Source organism: Marinobacter sp. (assembly GCF_039977835.1).
GTDB lineage: Bacteria > Pseudomonadota > Gammaproteobacteria > Pseudomonadales > Oleiphilaceae > Marinobacter.
In genome coordinates this window covers 116810-136007 of sequence record NZ_JBDWCL010000060.1, presented here as the reverse complement: position 1 = coordinate 136007, position 19198 = coordinate 116810, and the positions used below count along the sequence as shown (strand labels likewise).

The following is a 19198-nucleotide window of genomic DNA, read 5'->3' as shown; positions in this document are numbered from 1 at the left end:
CCGATGGCTTCCCCCGGAATCATCGGGGGAAGCGTGGGATGACGTGATTATTCCGGATTGATTTCCAGCAGTTCCACATCAAATACCAGTGTCTCGTTGGGCCCGATTCTCTGGTTTCCGCCCGGCCCGTAAGCCAGATCCGCCGGAATATAGAGCTTGGCCCTGCTGCCTTCAGACATCAGCTGCAGGCCTTCGGTCCAGCCCGGGATGACCTGATTGAGGCCGAAAGTAACCGGCTCGCCGCGTTCACGGGAGCTGTCGAACACCTCACCTGAAATCAATTCACCGGTATAGTGAACCCGCACGCGATCCTCTGCAGTCGGCTTCTCTCCATTGCCTTCTTCAAGGATTTCGTACTGCAGGCCTGATTCGGTGGTTTTAACGCCATCACGCTTTGCGTTTTCGGCCAGAAATTCTTCTCCCGCCTCACGGTTCTTCTTGGCAAGCTCTTCTGACTGGGCTGCTTCCTGTTCTTGCAGCTTGGTCTGGTAGGCCATCAGGGCTTCCTGGATTTCTTCCCGGGTCATGCGGGTCTGCTCTTCATCGCCGGCGTGGCCATGTTGAATACCTTGCAGGAACTGATCCATCTGCAGATCTGGCAGATCGTTGCCCATCCGCTCCCCCATCACCAGGCCCATGCCATAGCTGACTTTTTCATCGGTGGTTTCCAGTGCGGGATTTTCCGGTGCCGCGTCCTGTTGAGTAGAGCAGCCGACCAGGGCGCCGGCAACGGCCAGTGCGATCAGGGTTTTGTTCATTGCCTGTTCCTTCATTGTGATTACTGTTGAATGATTACGAACGCCCAAAAGGTAACGGGTTCTGTCGCCAGATGCCACTGAACATGTGTTAAGGGAGGAGTGCCGGCAGCGTTAACTGCCGTTGTTGGCGGTACTCGGGGTCAGTGAGAAGGGTGCCCGGTAGGGCGACTGCCAGTCAGTTTCCGGGTCTGAAGCAGGTGGACGCAGGGTTTTACTGTCTGTCCGTTCTATGGCCAGCGCATTCCAGGGTCCCTGGGCCGGCGGTTTGTCGGCGTAGTGCCAACTGCCGTCACTGTCCTGCCACTTGAAGACGATGTCCGGCCCCTCTGTGGGTACAGGAGAGGGAACCAGCCCCTCAAATGAGGGTATGTCCACATTCGCTTCTGTTTCGGCGGGCTTGGTTGATGTTTCTGCAGGGTCATTCAGCCCAAAGAACATCAGCGCAACCAGTACGCCGAGTGCGGGAAACGCCAGCCGGATCAGCCATTTCATCATCATGGCCTGTTTTCTCCCTTTGCGAGTATCGACAGTTCTCTGGCCAGCGTGTCCAGCAATCTGCCGGTCCCGTTATCCATTGTAGTCTCCGGTGCTGCAGCCAGAAGGTTATTCCGCGCCAGACTGGCCGTGGGTTCCTCACTGGAGCTTGGAAGTATTTGTGAAGCCAGGGCCTGATAAGCCAGTGCCAGCTCAACCCGCTCTGCTTCAAGTTCGCTGCGGGCTATGCATTCCCTCACTTTTGCAGTGCGAGGGTTCGTTTTCGTTATGTATTTTCTCGCCGACCTGAGTGGTACGGTCACCTGAGTTCGCCACTCTGTTACCGTATGGCTCTCCTGGCCGGAAAATCTATAGCCGGAAGATGCAAGCCAGGCCGCGCAAAGAATCCGGGTAACGCTCCAGCCCCGGTCCTGAAGCTCCAGACACGATGCCTGTGCTCGGGGCGATTCCCAGAAGCGGCAGGCAAATTGCCACAACGGGTTTTCCGGATCAGCATCCTCAGGTATCTTTCTCCCGCTACACGACATGGAGCACCTGACGGTTCCTTAATAAACGTTCCCTGATACCATTACGCTATGTTAACGATAACCGATCTCAGTTTACAACGGGGTGGCGTCTGGTTGCTAGAAGCCGTCAACCTTACCGTCCAGCCTGGCCAACGGGTGGCGATAGTTGGTGCCAATGGCGCCGGAAAGTCCAGTTTGTTCCAGTTATTGCTGGGGCAGCTGTCGCCGGAGCAGGGTAGCGTGTCGTTACCCGGTGGTTGCCGGATTGCCCACATGGCCCAGGAAGTTGCTGCCTCATCCCGCAATGCCAGGGATTTTGTGCTTGATGGTGACCATGACCTGCGGCGAATGGAAGCGGCATTGGCGGCCGCGGAAGAACGCGGGGATGACCACACCGTTGCCCGAATCCATGGTGAGCTGGACGTTCACGAAGCCTGGTCTGCGCCGCGTCGGGCGGAATCCCTGCTGCGTGGGCTCGGGTTTTCCGATGCCGATGCCGACCGGCCGGTTTCCGCATTTTCGGGGGGCTGGCGAATACGCCTCAACCTGGCCCAGGCGTTGATGCGACCGTCGGACCTGTTACTACTGGACGAACCTACCAACCACCTCGATCTGGACGCCTGTCTGTGGCTGGAAAACTGGCTGCGGCGTTACGAGGGTACGTTGCTGTTCATTTCCCACGACCGGGACTTTATGGATCGTGTGGCGACACACCTTGTGCATTTTGACCAGCGGAAGCTCGAGCTCTATACGGGTAATTACTCAGCGTTTGAAACCCAGCGCAGCGAACGCCTCGCCCAGCAGCAGGCCGGTTATGAGCGCCAGCAGGCGAAGATTGCCGAGATCCAGCGTTTCATTGACCGTTTCCGAGCACAGGCCACCAAAGCTCGTCAGGCCCAGAGCCGGGTCAAAGCACTGGAGCGGATGGAGAGAATCGCTCCCGCGCATGTGGACTCGCCATTCAGCTTCGAGTTTCCGGTGGCCGACAAGGTGTCCAATCCGTTGCTGTCGATTCGCAACGGCGCAGCCGGTTATGGCGAAACGGTCATCCTGGAGGGCATCAACCTTTACCTGCTGCCCGGCAGTCGCGTTGGCCTGCTAGGGCCTAACGGCGCTGGGAAATCGACTCTGATGGATGCTCTGAGGGGCGAGAGCACACTGATTCGGGGCGAGCGCACCACCGGGGAGCATCTGGCTATCGGCTATTTTGCTCAGCACCAGCTTGAATCCCTTGACCTGGACGCCAGTCCCTTTCTGCACCTGCAGCGGCTTTCTCCCAGGGCGTCGGAGCAAAGCATCCGTAATTTCCTGGGGGGCTTCGACTTCCACGGTGACAGCGCCCTGAGTGCCATTCGGTCATTTTCCGGCGGAGAAAAGGCTCGGGTGGCCCTGGCCGTTATCGCCTGGCAAAAACCCAACCTGCTATTGCTGGACGAGCCCACCAATCATCTGGACCTGGAAATGCGCCAGGCCCTGACCATGGCGTTGCAGAATTTCAACGGAGCGATTGTGGTGGTCTCCCACGATCGTCACCTGTTACGTAACACCGTGGATGATTTCTGGCTGGTGAGTGAAGGCAGGGTGACAGAATACGAGGGCGATCTGGAAGATTACGAGCGTTGGCTGGCAGACCGGCGCAAGGATGAAACAGAAGCCCCCAGGCGCGAGAGCCGGAGCATTGCGGACGGCTCTGCAGCCTCTGCAGACAGCGCCGGTACCAGTGAGAACGCGGAAGATCGCAAGGCCCGCAAGCGGGCAGAAGCGGCGATCCGCCAGAAGCTCAGCCCCTATCGCAAGCAACAGACAGCGCTTGAAACGGAAATGGACAGTCTGCAGTCAACCCTGATGACACTGGAGCAGGATCTTTCAGAACCTGAGCTCTATGCAGACCAGGGAAAACAGAAGCTGAAAGAACTGCTGGGTCAGCAAGCCGCTGCCAAGAGCCGGCTTGCCGAGGTCGAAGCGCAGTGGCTTGAGGTCAGTGAAACGGTGGAGACCCTGGAAGCAGAGCTTTCGTTCTAGCTGCTTACAGTCAGGGCGAAATCCTGTTTGGCAAGGTAGTCCCGTTCGTTCTCGAGGTCGGCGAGGGTGAGCGGGCGGTCATCCAGCCAGCCTGCGGGAAATTCTACGGCCAGGCCATTGGTTGAGGGGTGCAGGCGCAGCTCCGGTGGCTGCTCATGGTTGCGCGGATGTTGCAGCAGCACAGCCAGCCGAACCACGACACACAGGTAGCGCAGGCGGGGAATGTCTTCGGGGTCCAGTCCCTCGAAAATGCCGGACGAGAACTTTCGCCGATGTCCGCGAACCAGGGTCGCCAGGTCGCGCTGGAATTGCTGACTGAAGCCGGGCAGATCAGAGTATCGAAGCAGGTAAGCGCCATGCTTGTGGTACTGGCTGTGGGAAATGGTCAAACCGATTTCATGGAGCCTGCAAGCCCAGCGCAGAACTTCCTCGTCCGCGGGCGTGTTCAGTGCCCAGGTGTCGGCCACCTGTCGCCAGGCCGCGATGGCAGTCTCCTCCACCGCGCCGCCGTGCTCCTGGTCCACATGGTAGCGTTCCTGAAGCGCCTGTATGGTACGCTCGCGGACGTCCTCATGCTGAATCCGGCCGGCAATATCGTAAAGCAGGCCTTCGCGCAGGGCGCCGTCGGCGAAAGTAAGCTCCTTGATCTGCAGTGACTGAAAAGCCCCCATAAGAATGGCTAACCCTGCCGGGAAAATGCTCTGGCGGTCAGTTCGTACCCCCAGGTCTCCCAGCTTCTCCACCTTGCCCATGTCCACAAGGCGTTTTCTGAGCTCGGCCATCGCATCGAGGGTAATAGTGCCGTCGGTTATCTTGAGGCTGGCCAAAACACTGGCAATGGCCTTGATGGAACCCGATGAACCCACGGCGCTTTGCCAGCCCTTGTTGCGGAAATGCTGGCGGATATTGAGCAATTCCTGTTCGGCGTGGGTGACGGCTTTGTCCATCTGTTTGCGGGTAATTTTGCCGTCCGGAAAATAACGGTTGCGGAACGATACGCAGCCCATATGCAGGCTCTCCAGCTCCTGGGGTTCGAAGCGCTCGCCGATGATGAACTCGGTACTGCCGCCGCCGATATCAATCACCAGGCGCCGACCGCTGTCGTCCGACAGCGTATGGGACACCCCCAGATAGATCAGGCGGGCCTCTTCCCGGCCGGCAATAATTTCCACCGGGTATCCCAGCACCTCCTCCGCCCGTGCCATGAACTCCTGGGTATTGCGTGCTACCCGCAGGGCATTGGTGCCGACAACCTGAACCGCTTCCGGCGGCATGCCCTGCAGTCTCTGGGCGAAGCGGCTGAGGCAGGTCAGAGCCCTTTGCTGGGCCTCTTCGGTAAGGCGGTTGTAGCTGTCCAGACCTGCCCCAAGCTGGACCTTCTCACCCATTTTTTCAATCGTGCGGATCTCACCGTGAACCAGGCGGGCCACTACCATGTGGAAACTGTTGGAGCCCATATCAATTGCTGCGAGCAGTTCTGGCGGGGTGGCGGGAGAGTTGGCCGTCACGTGTATTGAATTCCTTCTGCCAGGCCCTAAATAGAGGGAAGGGAACTTGGTAAACCGCGGGCGGGAGGCCCCGGCAACGGTTGAGTAAAAACCAGTGCAATGTGGTAGCAGGCGCAAACCGCTAGATCTGGTGATTACTATAAGCGATATGCCGTGTAACGCAATGGTGCACTGTCGGTCAGTGTAATCCGAAGTATCCGCATCGAAGGAAGCGCTTCACATCCGCCTGACCAATCGCGTAAAGTATTGCGTACCATGATCACGGTGAGCGGTTGCCAACAGCCAAGGGCAGTAACCGTCAGAAACAGTCATAGCATCTCCATGAGCGGCTCGTACCGCTGGAGGGTGCACGAATCGGGAAACTGAAATGAGCGGAAATATTGTAAACGTTACAGATGCCTCCTTTGAGCAGGACGTACTGCAGTCAGACGTGCCGGTATTGGTCGATTACTGGGCAGAATGGTGCGGCCCGTGCAAGATGATTGCCCCGGTGCTGGAAGAAATGGCTGAAGAGTACGAAGGCAAGCTGAAAGTCTGCAAACTGAACATCGACGAAAACGAGCAGACACCGCCGAAGTTCAACATCCGTGGCATCCCCACACTGATGCTGTTCAAGAACGGTAACGTGGACGCCACCAAAGTGGGTGCGCTGTCCAAGTCACAACTGGCCGCGTTCCTGGACAGCAATCTCTGATAGCTGCCAACGGTCAGTCAGAACCGCCCCTGAGCAAACACTCACGGGCGGTTTTTTATTGCTCGCCGACTGGCTATAGGGGCCAGGAGATCTACTCCCAACTCTGAGACCGGTCTATATCAGCAGTCTTCTGCTCAACCCAATGCTCACTGTCGCCCGTAATTTCCTTCTTCCAGAACGGCGCCGAGGTCTTCAAAGCGTCCATAATGAATTCGCAGGCTGCAAAGGCATCCCCGCGGTGGGCGCTGCACACCCCCACAAACACAATCTGCTCACCCAGCGCGAGATGCCCCACCCGATGAATAACCCGGGCCTCACGCACGTCCCAGCGCTTCGAAGCCTCTCGAACCAGTCCGTCGACAACCTGCTCCGTCATCCCCGGATAATGCTCCAGAAACAGCCCCGTAACACCGGTCAGGTCGCCACTGTCCCGCACCAGCCCGGTAAACGTCGCAATAGCCCCGGTGCCAGAGCCGGAATCACGGAGCGCACGGTATTCATCCGCAGGATCAAAATCCTCTTGCTGGACACGAATCACATCAGCCTCCCGTTACCGGTGGGAAAAACGCCACCTCATCGCCAGGCTTCAACACCTTGTCCGGTTTTGTCATCACCTGGTTGACCGCAATCATCACCGGCTGGGCGCCGGCCAGCTGAGACCAGTTTCCGCCTCTGGCAGCCAGGTTCTGTAACAGTTTGCCCGCGGTCAGATCGGGTTCTGCGTCTACCTCAAGCGATGCGGTATCCAGCTCTTCCCGCAGGCGGGCGAAAAATTTCACAGTGATGGTGGTGTCCGCACTCATAGTTATTCCAGCAGCTCCGCAAACGAATAGTAGCTAACAGTATCGCCCAGACCGATGGTCTCGTTCTCCGGCACCACGGCCAGCCCATCGGCCCAGCACGCAGAGCTAAGAACACCGGAACTCTGATTAGGGTAGGCCATAATCACCGGGCCGTCATCGCCAATGCTCTTGCGGGCGCGGACGTACTCCCGGCGAATTGAGGGCTTCTCAATCGAAAATCCGGCCGGTATCCGTTCGCCATGTATCGTCACACCCGTCCGGCCCTGACAGGCTCGAACAAACGGCATGCCCACCACCATAAAGGTGACCAGCACCGCGGCTGGATTGCCCGGCAGGCCCAGAACCGGGGTGCCGTCCATCGCGCCGAAGGCCAGCGGCTTGCCCGGTTTGCTGGCCATGCGCCACAGTGACAGCTCGCCTGACTCCTCCAGTACCGCCCGTACATGGTCTTCTTCGCCCACCGAAACACCGCCGGTAGTGATGATCAGGTCAGACTCCGCGGCGGCTCTTTCGAGCGTGCTGCGGGTGGCCTCCCGGGTGTCTGCCAGGGTTTCACACAGCGATACTTCGCAGCCAGCCCTCGCCAGCAGCCCCAGCAGGGTAAAGCGGTTGGAGTTATAGATCTGCCCTGGTGCCAGAGGTTGTCCGGGGGATACCAGTTCGTCACCGGTGTTAAGGATGGCAACTTTCAGTTTCGCGTACACGGCCACCTCGGCCACACCCATCGACCCGAGAAGGCCCATCTCCTGAGGGCGAATTCTGGTGCCTTTCGCCAGTGCCAGTTCACCATGGGCGAGATCCTGACCCTGACGGCGGATGTTCTGGCCTTCGCTTACCGTTGCGTTGACTGTAATGCCATCGTTACCCACCGTGACCCGTTCCTGCATAACCACCGAGTCTGCCCCTGCGGGAATCTCCGAGCCGGTGAAAATGCGCACCGCGGTGCGCGGCGGAAGCGATCCGGGAGCCTGGCCGGCAGCAACCCGCCCGGAAACCGGCAGCACGGTTTGATGGGAAAGGTCCCCGGCGCGCACGGCGTACCCATCTACCGCGCTGTTGTCAGCAGGTGGAACATCCTCCGGCACCGTGTAGTCCAGGGCAAGAACCCGGTCCAGGCTGTCTGCCAGAGGCACGGTCTGCGTGAGTTCAACCGGGCGGGCCCGGGCGAGGAGGTGTTCGATGGCATCATCAACGGGGATCAGGTCAGAACTTGCCATGGCCTATCGCTCCGAACGCTCGCCAATGACCTGGTTAATGCGGTCGAAAGGCTTGTCTGGCTTGCCCAGGGTCAGGCCCGAGAAATTACAGGGGCCGTGCCGACTGTCCAGTTGTGTGTTCAGAATGCCGTTCCAGCCGGTACGGCAGGCGCCCGTGGAGCCGGGGAGGCAGAAGATCACGGTATGATTGGCGAGGCCGCCAAACGCGCGGGACTGGATAGTGGACGTGCCTATTTCGCTGGCGGACAGGCGGCGGAATTCCTCGCCAAATCCCTCGATGGTCTTGTCCAGCAGCGGCCCGACAGCTTCGGGCGTGCTGTCGCGCTCGTGGAATCCGGTGCCGCCGGTGATGAGCGCCACATTGATCTCGGGGTCTGCAATCCATGCTGACATCAGCGCCCGCACCAGGTAGACATCGTCTGGCAGGATGCGCCGGGCAACGAGTCGGTGACCCGCTTCAGTGATACTGTTTTCCAGGAATTGCCCCGAAGAATCTTCTGCGGGGCCACGGGTATCAGACACAGTCAGCAGTGCGATGTTCAGGGGTTTCAGCTCGCTGGTGGTATCACTGCTCATGGAGTTTCTCCAGAAAATAGGAAGTCATGTTGACAGTATCCTCATCGGGAGTAATGAATGGAAGGGGAGTAACTCTTCAGAGGGAGGGTGCCAGCGCCCGAAAAAGCGGAAATCGGTTCAAAAGTGTGCAACATCACTTGACATTGGTACGCAAGGTGGCTGATGATCCTTCTTGCCCGGCGAACGGTTGTTCTTCCTGTCTCTGGCTTCAGTATTACTCCGGACTCCATCTACACCGGTTGCTCCATCTGGCCAGCACCTAGTTCAACGTGTACCCGATCAATCCGTTCATGGGCACCCCTGTCATTCCAATGTTCGTTTACTTCCATTCCTGAAAATCCAATAAACTATGAATCTTACTGAACTCAAGCAGAATTCCATGCCCGAATTGCTCGATATTGCGCAAGAGATGGGCCTCGATAACCTGGCTCGTTCGCGCAAGCAGGATGTGATCTTCACCATCCTGAAGAAGCATGCCAAGAGCGGCGAAGACATTTACGGCGACGGCGTACTGGAAATTCTGCAGGACGGTTTCGGCTTCCTCCGTTCTGCCGACGCTTCGTATCTGGCAGGCCCCGACGATATCTACGTCTCCCCCAGCCAGATCCGCCGCTTCAACCTGCGTACAGGTGACACGGTAGCCGGCAAGATCCGCCCGCCCAAAGACGGGGAGCGCTATTTTGCCCTGTTGAAGGTCAGCGAGATCAATTTCGACAAACCGGATAATGCCCGGAACAAAATCCTGTTCGAAAACCTCACACCCCTGTTCCCTGACGAGCGCCTTATGCTCGAAGCGGGTAACGGCAGCACCGAAGATCTCTCCTCTCGCGTGCTGGATCTGGTGGCACCTATCGGCAAGGGCCAGCGCGGCCTGATCGTTTCTCCGCCCAAGGCCGGTAAAACGTTGCTGATGCAGAGCATTGCCCAGTCCATCACCCGTAACAATCCAGAGTGCCATGTGATGGTACTACTGATTGATGAGCGGCCTGAGGAAGTGACCGAGATGCAGCGCACCGTGCGCGGCGAAGTCATCGCCTCCACCTTCGACGAGCCCCCGGCCCGTCACGTTCAGGTGGCCGAGATGGTGATTGAAAAGGCCAAGCGCCTGGTCGAGCACAAGAAGGACGTGGTTATCCTGCTGGATTCCATCACCCGTCTGGCGCGTGCCTATAACACGGTGATTCCGTCCTCCGGCAAGGTGCTGACCGGTGGTGTTGATGCCCACGCCCTGGAAAAACCGAAGCGTTTCTTCGGCGCAGCCCGTAACGTGGAAGAGGGCGGCAGCCTGACGATCCTGGCGACGGCGCTGGTGAACACCGGGTCCAAGATGGACGAGGTGATTTACGAAGAGTTCAAAGGTACTGGCAACATGGAGATCCACCTGGATCGCAAGATTGCCGAGAAGCGCACGTATCCAGCCATTAACATCCGCAGCTCCGGCACTCGCCGTGAGGACCTGCTGATGAGTGAGGCCGATATCCAGCGCATCTGGATCCTGCGCAAGCTGCTGCACTCCATGGACGACGACACCGCCGCCATCGAGTTCCTGCTGGACAAGCTCAAGGAAACCAAGACCAACGCCGAGTTCTTCGACTCGATGAAGCGTCGGTAAGTGCTGGTTCCGGCCCCTTTGCGCACTGGCCTGGGGGGCTTGCAACGCCGGGGATCTTCTCCCCGGACACGCCGTGAACCCATCCATGGGGGCTCGGCATTGCCATCCCTGGCAATGCACGGTCCGGGGAGAAGATCCCCGGCGTTGCCGATCCGGCTCTTTGCGCGCCCGTACTGATTACCCCGCCCTGTTCCTGCGCCCAAGCCGAACCAAAACCACAGAAATCGCGTACAATGCCGGAATCAACCGGAGCAGCCGATGAAATACAACGACCTGAGAGACTTCATAGACCAGCTTGAAAAGCTCGGTGAGCTGAAACGGATTTCAGTGGAAGTGGATCCCCACCTTGAGATGACTGAAATCTGCGACCGCACGCTGCGGGCAGGTGGCCCCGCGTTGTTGTTCGAGAATCCCAAAGGTTACGACATGCCCGTGCTGGCCAACCTGTTTGGCACGCCGAAGCGTGTGGCCATGGGTATGGGGCAGGACAATGTGACCGCGCTTCGGGAAATCGGCAAGCTGCTCGCGTTTCTGAAGGAGCCTGATCCCCCCAAAGGCTTCAAGGACGCTATCGAAAAGCTGCCGCTTTTCCGGCAGGTGATGCGCATGAGCCCCAAGGTGCTTCGTTCCGCGCCCTGTCAGGATGTGGTGATTGAGAAAGATCAGGTCGACCTGTACCAGATACCGGTTCAGCACTGCTGGCCCGGAGATGCGGGACCGTTGGTGACCTGGCCACTGGTGATTACCCGGGGGCCGAACAAGGAACGCCAGAATCTGGGTATTTACCGGCAGCAGGTAATCGGCCGTAACCGGCTGATCATGCGCTGGCTCAGCCATCGGGGTGGCGCGCTGGATTTTCAGGAGTTTCAGAAGGCTAATCCTGGCAAACCCTACCCGGTGGCGGTGGCTCTGGGCGCTGACCCGGCGACCATCCTGGGTGCGGTTACACCGGTACCGGACAGCCTTTCCGAGTATGCCTTTGCCGGCCTGCTGCGGGGGGCTCGTACTGAGCTGGTGCAGTGTGGGCTCAGTGATCTGCAGGTGCCGGCCAGTGCCGAGATTGTGCTGGAAGGCTTTATCTATCCGGATGATATGGCACCAGAGGGACCGTTCGGAGATCACACCGGCTATTACAACGAAGTCGACCAGTTCCCGGTGTTCACCGTGGAGCGGGTTACCCACCGCAAGAACCCGATCTACCACAGCACCTACACCGGGCGGCCGCCCGATGAGCCGGCTATTCTCGGGGTGGCGCTGAACGAAGTGTTTATCCCCATTCTGCAGAAGCAGTTCCCCGAGATTGTGGACTTCTATCTGCCGCCCGAGGGGTGCTCCTACCGCCTTGCAGTGGTGACCATGAAGAAACAGTACCCCGGCCATGCCAAGCGGGTGATGATGGGTGTATGGTCTTTCCTGCGGCAGTTCATGTACACCAAGTTCGTGATTGTTACCGACGACGATGTGAATGCGCGGGACTGGAAGGACGTGATCTGGGCCATGACCACTCGTATGGACCCGGCACGGGATACGCTACTGGTGGAGAGTACTCCCATCGACTACCTGGATTTCGCCTCGCCGGTGTCCGGGCTGGGGTCGAAGATGGGTATGGATGCAACCAGCAAGTGGCCGGGTGAAACAGATCGGGAGTGGGGCACACCCATCACCATGTCCGACGAGGTGAAAAAACGCGTCGATGACATCTGGGACACCCTGGGGATTGAAGTTTCGCCCGATCGCCCCGACTGATATGACCAGTGAATCGCTTCGTATCAGTCTCTCACCGTCTGCATTATCATTTGCTGCAGCCTCTGACGAGACGTTACTGGCGGCTGCCGGCAGGGCAGGTGTTGCGGTTCCTGCCGCTTGTCGCAATGGGGTTTGTGAGCTTTGTGAGGCTCGGCTGATCAGTGGCCAGGCCCTGAATACCCGTAATCAACATACAATTCCGGTCACCGGGCGCCTGATGATGTGCCGCACCCTTGCGCTCAGTGACCTAGAGCTGGAGATAGACGCCGTTATGGCAGCCGGAGACAATCAGCCCCGCAAGTTCCTGGCCAAGGTGGTGGACGTCCGTTCCATCAACCACGATGTTTACTGCGTGGAGCTTCAACTGCCCCGTCGCCGGGAACTGTCATTCCACGCGGGCCAGTACCTGTCGGTGAACCTGCCGGATACCGACCCCTGCTATTTTTCCATTGCCAGCAGCCCATCGGAAGAGTTGATCGAGTTGCACATCCAGGCCACACCAGAATGGGTTTCTGCCCAGAAGGTGATCGACGCGCTTACCTCCGGTGGGGAAGTCACCGTTGAGCTGCCACATGGCCGCGCCTGTCTCGCCTCGGCGCCCGAAAAGCCCCTGTTACTGGTCGCCGCCGGAACTGGTTTTGCCCAGGTGAAAAGTCTGGTGGATTACCTGCGGGAAACGTCCTATGACCAGCCGGTAAAATTTTACTGGGGTGTTCGCCGCCATGAAGATATGTATTTGCGCTCCCTCGCCCAGCGATGGCAGGACGAATGGCCACCGTTTACCTTCCTGCCAGTGGTAGGGGATGACGAGGATAACGAATGGAGTGGCCACCACGACCAATTGGTACGCACGGTACTGGCCTCAGGGATGGACTGGAACAACGTGGAGGTGCATGCCAGCGGGTCGCCGACAATGGTTTATACGTTGATGGATGCGTTGGTAGACGCCGGGTTACCGCAGAAGGCATTTTTCTCCGACGTGCTGGAGTATGCGCCCAGGAGGTGACCCAGACACTTACGCCTTCGGCATCGGCAGATCCGGCAACCCGCTATCTTTCACCAGTCCCTGCATCAACAGTTTTACACTGTTTTCACCCTCGCCCATATGGGCATTAAGGCGACTCAGCTCCGCCATGGTCTCGCGGCTGCGGCGTATGCGCAGACTGGTTTCAAAGTATTCCCGGGCCTTGCCCCAGAGTTCGTTGCGCAGACTCAGACGGCCAAGCGCGAGCAGAAGTTCTGCATTGTTCGGGCGGTCCTTCAGCCACTGTTCTGCCACCAGCAACTGCTCATCCGGCTTCAGACCCTTGACCCGGCCATACAGGTTGACCAGGTCGTCACCCCAGTGATTGCGCAATACTTTCCGAAGAAGCGTTTCGGCCTGGGCTTCGTCGCCCAGTTCAGCCAGCAGGCGGGCATATTCTCGGATGGTGTGTTCGTCGCGGCGGAGGAAGCCGGGCAGCTCATCCCACAATAAGGTCAGCGGCTCCAGCGACGCAGAAGGTTCGCCAGAGTGGCGCCGGCATTCCTCGGCGGCACGTTGCAGCAGGTTGTGCCACGCCAGCCGCTCCAGGTCTCCCAGCTCCTCACTATCCATCAGGTTACGTTTACGGATTTCTGGTAAAAGGCGGGAGAGTTCGCGCCAGTCTTCCAGGCGCACATAGGTGTTTTTCAGCAGCTTGAGCACAAACGGGTGATGGGGGGCCTGCTTGCGTAGTCGTAACAGTGTGGCCAGGGCCTGCTCCAGACGGTTGCCGGCCAGTTGCAGCTGTGCCTGGGTGATGCCCACGGCCATGTCGGAGCCCGGGGTACTTTCAAAGGCCTTGCGTAGTAGCTCGTCAACCGCTTCATGGTCACCGGTTTCAAACGAGGCCTGGGCCGCGGCAAGGTAGTTGATCAGCGGTGTGTCGGCGTGCTCCGCCGATGAGGTGAGTAGCTTGCGCGCACGGGGCCAGTTGCCTTCAGCAAGGGACAGCAGCCCCTGGGTGGTGCGGCGGCGGGCCCGGCGTTCATTGCTGCGGGCCAGCCAGCCAGCCACCATGCCGGTGCCATGACGCAGGCGACGGAACAGGTTGATGGCCATCACGGAGCCCACAACCAGCACGACCAATAATGCCAGGCCAATCCAGAAATTGGTTTCAATCAGGTAGTTGCCCAGGCTGATACGGATATAGCCAAGGTCATACTGTAGCCCCATGGAGAGGGCCGTGCCCAGCAGCAGGGCAATGAGGATGATCAGCAAAATGCGGATCATGAGGCATCTCCCTGCTCGCCGTTATTATCGCTTTCCTCGGCGTTCCCTCCGCCGCTCTCATCATTCTTCGGGTTCGCTTCACTGTCATTGCTATCCAGGCGTCCTGCCAGGCGGGATTTGAGCAACTCCAGTGAGCGGCTGATATCCGGCAGTTCGGGGTCCACATTCTTTTCAGACAATTCGTCCAGGGCCCTGGAGAGTGCAATAATGCGGTTGTTGCTGCTGTCGTACCAGTCGGTGATCGCGTTGCTGGCCTTGGTCAGTGCCCGGGAGTATAGCTCCTGATGGCCTCGTAGTACCGCCAGTTCGGCTTCCTCCAGCATCAACTGGAGGTTGAGCCGGGCATAGGCACTCTGTTCCGGGGAAAGCAGGGGTTTGACCGGCTCGTCGAGCCTGCGGACAACCACCACCTGGGACAGGGTATCCTTTACCTTCTCCCATCCCTCGGCCACCAGGCCGGGAATAGAATCTGTATTCGCGGATGAATTGCTGTTGGTGGCGGAAACAAAACCTGGCGCGCGATCGTTAACCAGAGCATCGTCGGTTAGCTGGTGGATACTGTCGATCGCGGCTTCCAGCTTCAGGTAGAGGCCCGTGCGGTCGACATCGGCCAGGCCCTTGAGGGCAAGAATTTCCTTTGCCAGTTGCTGGCGTACCGGATAGACCCCGATATCGTCCGACTCTGCCAGAACCTCGTCAGCTGATTCCAGGGCGGCCAGTGCGCCACGGATGTCTTTTTCAATCATCAGCCGCTGGTTACCAACCCGGAGAAGGTATTCGGCTTCCGCCAGCAACCAGTCGGTGCGGGTGCGGTTGCCGGCCTCCAGCAGTTCGCGGGCATTATGGTCGATCTGGCGCTGCTGGGTGGCAATCAGTTCGCGCTGTTCCGAGAGTTTTTCTTCCAGGGACTGCAGGCGCTGGCTCTGTTCGCTGCCGCTCTGCCCGTACATGCGGTCCAGTTGCTCGGTGTCGTTCTCGAGGCTGGTGATGCTCTGTTGCAGGGACTGGTAGTTATTCCACTGTTGCCAGCTCCAGAATGCAAGGGCTACTGCCAGGGCAAGGGCAAGCAGTGTGAGGATCCAGAGAGGCCACAGCCGTTGCCGTGTTTGCTGAGGCTTTGCAATCGTAGCGGGCAGTTGTGCTTTTGATTCTGTCACGTGCATCCTTACTTGGTGTTTCCGGAGCCACCGTCCAGGCTGGCAAGTTGTTCGGCAACTGCAGCCACAATTGTGCTATCGGCAAGGCTTCCTGGTACGCACGTTCGCCGCAGGCCGGCCTGACGTGCTTGTTCGGCAATCCGCTCGACGGGGACAACCAGCAAAGTATCTTCAAGATTATGGCCGGTATTTTCACTTAGTGCGATGAGATTGTTCAATGTTTCTCCCGACAGTGTGACGATCACCTCGGGGGAAAAGTCGTTCAGCATCACTTTCAATGTTGCTTCATCATAGTCGGGACAGTAGCGGCGATAAAGTGGCAAGGCGGTGACCCGGGCGCCACGTTTTTCCAGTGTTTGCGGGATCAGTTCGCGGCCTTCCTCGCCCCGAACCACCAGCACCTTTTCATGGTCCAGTGTCGCCAGCTCTGGCAACTGTAGCAAATCTTCGCTGGTATGGCCGGTTTCCGGCTGGTGTGTGTTCAGGCCATGGGCGGCAAGTACCGTAGCGGTTCCTGCACCGACGCCGTACCAGTGAATGCCGGCAGGCGCCTGCGGCCACCAGGTGTCCAGCCAGTCGAGCAGCAGGCTGGCGGCGTAAGGGCTAACGGCGATGACATGGGTGAACTCATCCAGGTTGAGGATAAGCGCACGGGTAGCGGGGTCTTCAGGAAGAGGTTCCCGGGTGATAAGCGGCAGTGCCCGGGCGTCTGCACCCGCCTTCCGGAAGCGGTCGGCAAGGCGGTCAGCTTCGGGTTGTGGCCGGCAGATCAGGATCCGCCGGCTTTCAAGTGGTCGTGAGTCAGGTAGGGGTGTGGCCATAGATGTCAGCCAGTACCTTGTCTGCACCCAGCGCGAGCAGGTCCTCAGCCAGCTCGCGGCCGAGGCGCTCGCCTTCGCTCCGGGGCGCCCGGCCCTCCACCCGGAATACCTTGGTGCCGTCCACGGCGCCCACCAGGCCTCGCAGCCAGAGAGTATCCTCGTCTTCCAGCAGGGCGTAGGCTGCAATGGGTACCTGGCAACCACCCTGGAGGCGCCGGTTCAACGCGCGTTCCGCCTTGACCCGATCTGAGGAGTCGCGATGATCGAGAGCTGCAAGCATGCTGATCAGTTCGGCATCATCCAGCCGGCACTCGATGCCAAGTGCGCCCTGACCCACAGCGGGCAGGGAGATGCTGTCCGGCAGGCAGTAGCGGATCCGGTCGTGGAAGCCCAGGCGCTTCAGTCCCGAACTGGCCAGTACGATGGCGTTGTAGTCGCCGGCATCCAGCTTTGCCAGGCGGGTGTTGACGTTGCCGCGCAGGGTGCGGATTTCCAAGTCCGGCCGATAGGCACGGAGCTGGGCTTCGCGGCGCAGACTGGCTGTGCCTACCACAGCACCCTGGGGCAGGGCATCCACGTTTTCAAAATCGTTGCTGACAAACGCATCAGTCGGATCCTCACGCTCGCAGATAGCGACCAGCCCGAGCCCTTCCGGGAACTCCATTGGAACATCCTTCATGGAGTGCACGGCCAGATCAGCCGTGCCTGCCAGCATGGCCTCTTCGAGTTCCTTGACGAACAGGCCCTTGCCGCCAATTTTGGCCAGCGGTACGTCCAGGATTTTGTCGCCCTGGGTTTTGATCTTGACCAGCTCAACCTCGAGGTTGTCGTTGAGCCGTTCCAGTTCGGCCTTGATGAATTCCGCCTGCCACAGCGCCAGTGCACTGCTGCGGGTTGCAATACGAAGGGTTCGTTTGGACATGTTGCTCGTTGCCGGATCTGAAAATGTTACGCCAAGGGTACCATTTGTGGAGCCAAACGTCGTGCGCAAGCATTGGCGAAAAGGCTACCCGGGACGATGTTCCTTAAGCCACTGCCGCACGGAAGCGGTGTGCCTCCGGCTTACCGGCAGCCGGCCGTAATTGTCCGCCAGGTCGATGACGTTCTGACCATCACCGGTTCTCAGCAGGGCCTGGACAAACCGCACCCCCACCAGGGTGTGACGGTGAATCCTCAGCAGATGGTGTGGATAGGTGCTTTCCAGTTCCTTCAGTGTGTAATCGGTGACCGTCTCACCACGGACATGGTGGATGGTGACGTATTTCTGGTCGGCTTCGCAGTAGAGGATTCCCCGGACATCGACCAGCTCGGTGCCGCGATGGGTGCGAATGGCGAGCTGTTCGGCGTTGTCGGCGTCCCTGTCCGTCAGTGCCTGGAGTTGTACCCGGTTAACCCGGCCTGCCCGCTTCAGGGCTTCCGCCAATGCCTCCCGGCGGACCGGTTTAAGCAGATAGGCCACCGCATGCACATCAAACGCCTGTATGGCGTAGTGGTCATAGGCGGTACAGAAGATAATGGCCGGTGGCGCCTCCAGGGCCGCTATCCGTTCTGCAGCCTCCATGCCGTCCATGCCGGGCATACGGATGTCCAGCAGCAGGATATCGGGAGCCTGCTGGGCGATTTTTGCCAGTACCTCCTCGCCGTCACCTGCCTCGCCGCAAACCGTATACCCCGGGAGTGCTTCCACCAGCCTGCGGATACGTTCCCGCGCCAGGGGCTCGTCATCGGCAATCAGTACGCTATGGCTGTGTGCATCGGCCATACGGGGCTATTCACTCCTCATCGCGGGTTTGCCGTTGCCACTCGCCTTCTGCCAGGGCAGTCTGAGAGTGACGGTATATATATCATTCTGGTGGCTGTGTTTCAGCACTGCGGGCTCTCCGAACAGCGCGTGAAGGCGGGACTGGATATTGGCCAGAGCCATGCGGTTGCCGTCATGCCCGCCCTGGTCTGGTGCGGGTCGCGGGTTCTGCACCATCAGATAGACCGACGGCCCTTTGCGGTAGGCCTCAACCTTCACGGTGCCGCCATTCGGGCGGGGCTGGATGCCGTGATAGATAGCATTCTCCACCAGTGGCTGAAGGGCCAGCGGGGGAATGGCCTGTTGGTCCAGGCCGCTCTCAATATGCCAGTCGACGGTCAGCCGGTCTTCCAGGCGCAACTTTTCGATCGCCAGGTAACGCCGGCACAGATCCAGTTCGTCAGCCAGCGGGATCAGGCGGTCGCCGTTGCGGAGGCTGGCGCGGAACAGTTCGGAAAGATCCAGGACAGCGTCTTCGGCCCTTTCGGGATTGATTGTGATCAGGCTGGCAATGGTATTCATGCTATTGAACAGAAAGTGCGGATGAATACGGGCCTGCAGCGCCGTCAGGCGTGCCTGCATTTCAGCTTCCCGCTGTTGTTGCCACTGAAACTGCAGGTAGAAATAGCGCAGCACCATCAACGTGATCAGCATTGCCAGCAAGAGCTTCTTGGCCACGCCCTGCCAGGCTTCCACGCCGGGGCGGGGATTGAGTACGCTGTCGGCAAAGAGGCTGAAGGCCAGCACGTCCAGCATTACGATGGAAACAATTATGGCGGTGGCGCGGGGAACCGTCAGGCCCGAGAGCCAGCGCCGCAACGGGCATATCAGCGCGGCGCTGGTGAGGACTGTCCATTGCACAAAAAGCGATAGCAGGCCGAAATAGTTCCAGTCAATCCAGCGGCTCTCGGCCTGCACGATGGAAAGTACCAGAACCAGCAGTTCGCTGGTCACCACCAGCATGAAAACGCCGCGTACCCGGCACAGGTCCGGCACATAGAAATCTGTGTTGCTGACTGGGACCTCCCTGACAGGGGCTTCCCTGTTTTGTCTTGCTGCCATCGACGCTTTCCTGAATCCCTTCTCCTTGATCAGAGAAGGGCAACTGTGTGCCACAGAATGCTATAATCCCGCGACATTCCATTTACCCATTCCCGCAGAATGATGCCGGGCTGTCAGCAGGAAAGATAGACCATGTTTTGTACCACAGATAATGTAACCTACCTGT

At 59.0% G+C, this 19198-nt stretch carries 19 protein-coding genes; 5 read left to right on the top strand and 14 right to left on the bottom strand.

The annotated features are described in order from the left end of the window. Nucleotides 1–47 precede the first annotated feature (47 nt). The 3 genes from ABJM11_RS17340 to ABJM11_RS17330 all read right to left on the bottom strand — a co-directional run bounded on the left by ABJM11_RS17340 (nucleotide 48) and on the right by ABJM11_RS17330 (nucleotide 1729). Nucleotides 48–758 (bottom strand): FKBP-type peptidyl-prolyl cis-trans isomerase, encoded by a 711-nt coding sequence (locus tag ABJM11_RS17340; RefSeq protein WP_348296708.1) that lies wholly within the window; start codon nucleotides 756–758, stop codon nucleotides 48–50. Between the two features lie 111 nt (nucleotides 759–869). Continuing rightward, complete coding sequence (locus tag ABJM11_RS17335) at nucleotides 870–1256, bottom strand: DUF4124 domain-containing protein (RefSeq protein ID WP_348296707.1); 387 nt, start codon at nucleotides 1254–1256, stop codon at nucleotides 870–872. Continuing rightward, entirely contained in the window at nucleotides 1253–1729 is a 477-nt protein-coding gene (locus tag ABJM11_RS17330) for a TIGR02444 family protein (protein ID WP_348296706.1), read from the bottom strand. Before ABJM11_RS17330 ends, ABJM11_RS17335 begins: the two co-directional genes overlap by 4 nt. Before the next feature lie 99 nt (nucleotides 1730–1828). On the opposite strand from ABJM11_RS17330, the gene ABJM11_RS17325 reads away from it, so the two are divergent. Then, a complete protein-coding gene (locus ABJM11_RS17325; protein WP_348296705.1) occupies nucleotides 1829–3781 on the top strand; it encodes an ATP-binding cassette domain-containing protein in 1953 nt (650 codons plus the stop codon). Here the strand turns inward: ABJM11_RS17325 and ppx are convergent. Beyond that, nucleotides 3778–5289 (bottom strand): exopolyphosphatase, encoded by a 1512-nt coding sequence (gene ppx, locus ABJM11_RS17320; RefSeq protein ID WP_348296704.1) that lies wholly within the window; start codon nucleotides 5287–5289, stop codon nucleotides 3778–3780. The genes ABJM11_RS17325 and ppx overlap by 4 nt on opposite strands. Nucleotides 5290–5656: 367 nt before the next feature. Between ppx and trxA the strand changes: the two genes are divergently transcribed. After that, nucleotides 5657–5983: a thioredoxin TrxA gene (gene trxA, locus ABJM11_RS17315; RefSeq protein ID WP_007153552.1), complete on the top strand. Its 327-nt coding sequence runs from the start codon at nucleotides 5657–5659 to the stop codon at nucleotides 5981–5983. A 91-nt stretch (nucleotides 5984–6074) separates the two neighbouring features. Here the strand turns inward: trxA and ABJM11_RS17310 are convergent, their stop codons facing one another. The 4 genes from ABJM11_RS17310 to moaB are packed head-to-tail and all read right to left on the bottom strand — an operon-like array spanning nucleotide 6075 to nucleotide 8579. Further along, nucleotides 6075–6521, bottom strand: coding sequence for a molybdenum cofactor biosynthesis protein MoaE (locus tag ABJM11_RS17310; RefSeq protein ID WP_348296703.1), 447 nt, complete (start codon nucleotides 6519–6521; stop codon nucleotides 6075–6077). 1 nt (nucleotide 6522) lies between these two features. Then, entirely contained in the window at nucleotides 6523–6786 is a 264-nt protein-coding gene (gene moaD / locus ABJM11_RS17305; RefSeq protein ID WP_348296702.1) for a molybdopterin converting factor subunit 1, read from the bottom strand. A 2-nt stretch (nucleotides 6787–6788) separates the two neighbouring features. After that, nucleotides 6789–8003: a gephyrin-like molybdotransferase Glp gene (glp, locus tag ABJM11_RS17300; RefSeq protein ID WP_348296701.1), complete on the bottom strand. Its 1215-nt coding sequence runs from the start codon at nucleotides 8001–8003 to the stop codon at nucleotides 6789–6791. Between the two features lie 3 nt (nucleotides 8004–8006). Continuing rightward, nucleotides 8007–8579: a molybdenum cofactor biosynthesis protein B gene (gene moaB, locus ABJM11_RS17295; protein WP_348296700.1), complete on the bottom strand. Its 573-nt coding sequence runs from the start codon at nucleotides 8577–8579 to the stop codon at nucleotides 8007–8009. Nucleotides 8580–8928: 349 nt separating this feature from the next. Between moaB and rho the strand changes: the two genes are divergently transcribed. The 3 genes from rho to ABJM11_RS17280 all read left to right on the top strand — a co-directional run bounded on the left by rho (nucleotide 8929) and on the right by ABJM11_RS17280 (nucleotide 12943). Beyond that, nucleotides 8929–10191 (top strand): transcription termination factor Rho, encoded by a 1263-nt coding sequence (gene rho / locus ABJM11_RS17290; protein ID WP_027830745.1) that lies wholly within the window; start codon nucleotides 8929–8931, stop codon nucleotides 10189–10191. 258 nt (nucleotides 10192–10449) lie between these two features. Further along, nucleotides 10450–11937: a 4-hydroxy-3-polyprenylbenzoate decarboxylase gene (ubiD, locus tag ABJM11_RS17285; RefSeq protein ID WP_348293806.1), complete on the top strand. Its 1488-nt coding sequence runs from the start codon at nucleotides 10450–10452 to the stop codon at nucleotides 11935–11937. A 1-nt stretch (nucleotide 11938) separates the two neighbouring features. Further along, entirely contained in the window at nucleotides 11939–12943 is a 1005-nt protein-coding gene (locus tag ABJM11_RS17280; protein WP_348293813.1) for a 2Fe-2S iron-sulfur cluster-binding protein, read from the top strand. 9 nt (nucleotides 12944–12952) lie between these two features. On the opposite strand, the gene ABJM11_RS17275 is transcribed toward ABJM11_RS17280, so the two are convergent. From ABJM11_RS17275 to ABJM11_RS17250, 6 genes are all read right to left on the bottom strand, one after another. Next, on the bottom strand, nucleotides 12953–14191 hold the full coding sequence (locus ABJM11_RS17275; RefSeq protein WP_348293805.1) for a heme biosynthesis HemY N-terminal domain-containing protein: 1239 nt from the start codon (nucleotides 14189–14191) through the stop codon (nucleotides 12953–12955). Continuing rightward, nucleotides 14188–15354, bottom strand: coding sequence for a uroporphyrinogen-III C-methyltransferase (locus tag ABJM11_RS17270; RefSeq protein WP_348293804.1), 1167 nt, complete (start codon nucleotides 15352–15354; stop codon nucleotides 14188–14190). The genes ABJM11_RS17275 and ABJM11_RS17270 overlap by 4 nt, the downstream gene beginning before the upstream one ends. A 2-nt stretch (nucleotides 15355–15356) precedes the next feature. After that, complete coding sequence (locus ABJM11_RS17265; RefSeq protein WP_348293803.1) at nucleotides 15357–16169, bottom strand: uroporphyrinogen-III synthase; 813 nt, start codon at nucleotides 16167–16169, stop codon at nucleotides 15357–15359. Further along, nucleotides 16150–17091, bottom strand: coding sequence for a hydroxymethylbilane synthase (gene hemC, locus ABJM11_RS17260; RefSeq protein WP_348293802.1), 942 nt, complete (start codon nucleotides 17089–17091; stop codon nucleotides 16150–16152). The genes ABJM11_RS17265 and hemC overlap by 20 nt, the downstream gene beginning before the upstream one ends. Nucleotides 17092–17175: 84 nt before the next feature. Further along, nucleotides 17176–17931 carry a LytTR family DNA-binding domain-containing protein gene (locus ABJM11_RS17255; protein ID WP_348293800.1) on the bottom strand — a complete coding sequence of 252 codons (756 nt, stop codon included), beginning with the start codon at nucleotides 17929–17931 and terminating at the stop codon, nucleotides 17176–17178. 6 nt (nucleotides 17932–17937) lie between these two features. Then, the gene (locus tag ABJM11_RS17250) at nucleotides 17938–19032 is read right to left on the bottom strand and encodes a sensor histidine kinase (RefSeq protein ID WP_348293798.1); all 1095 of its coding nucleotides are present in this window, start codon (nucleotides 19030–19032) and stop codon (nucleotides 17938–17940) included. Between the last annotated feature and the right edge of the window lie 166 nt (nucleotides 19033–19198).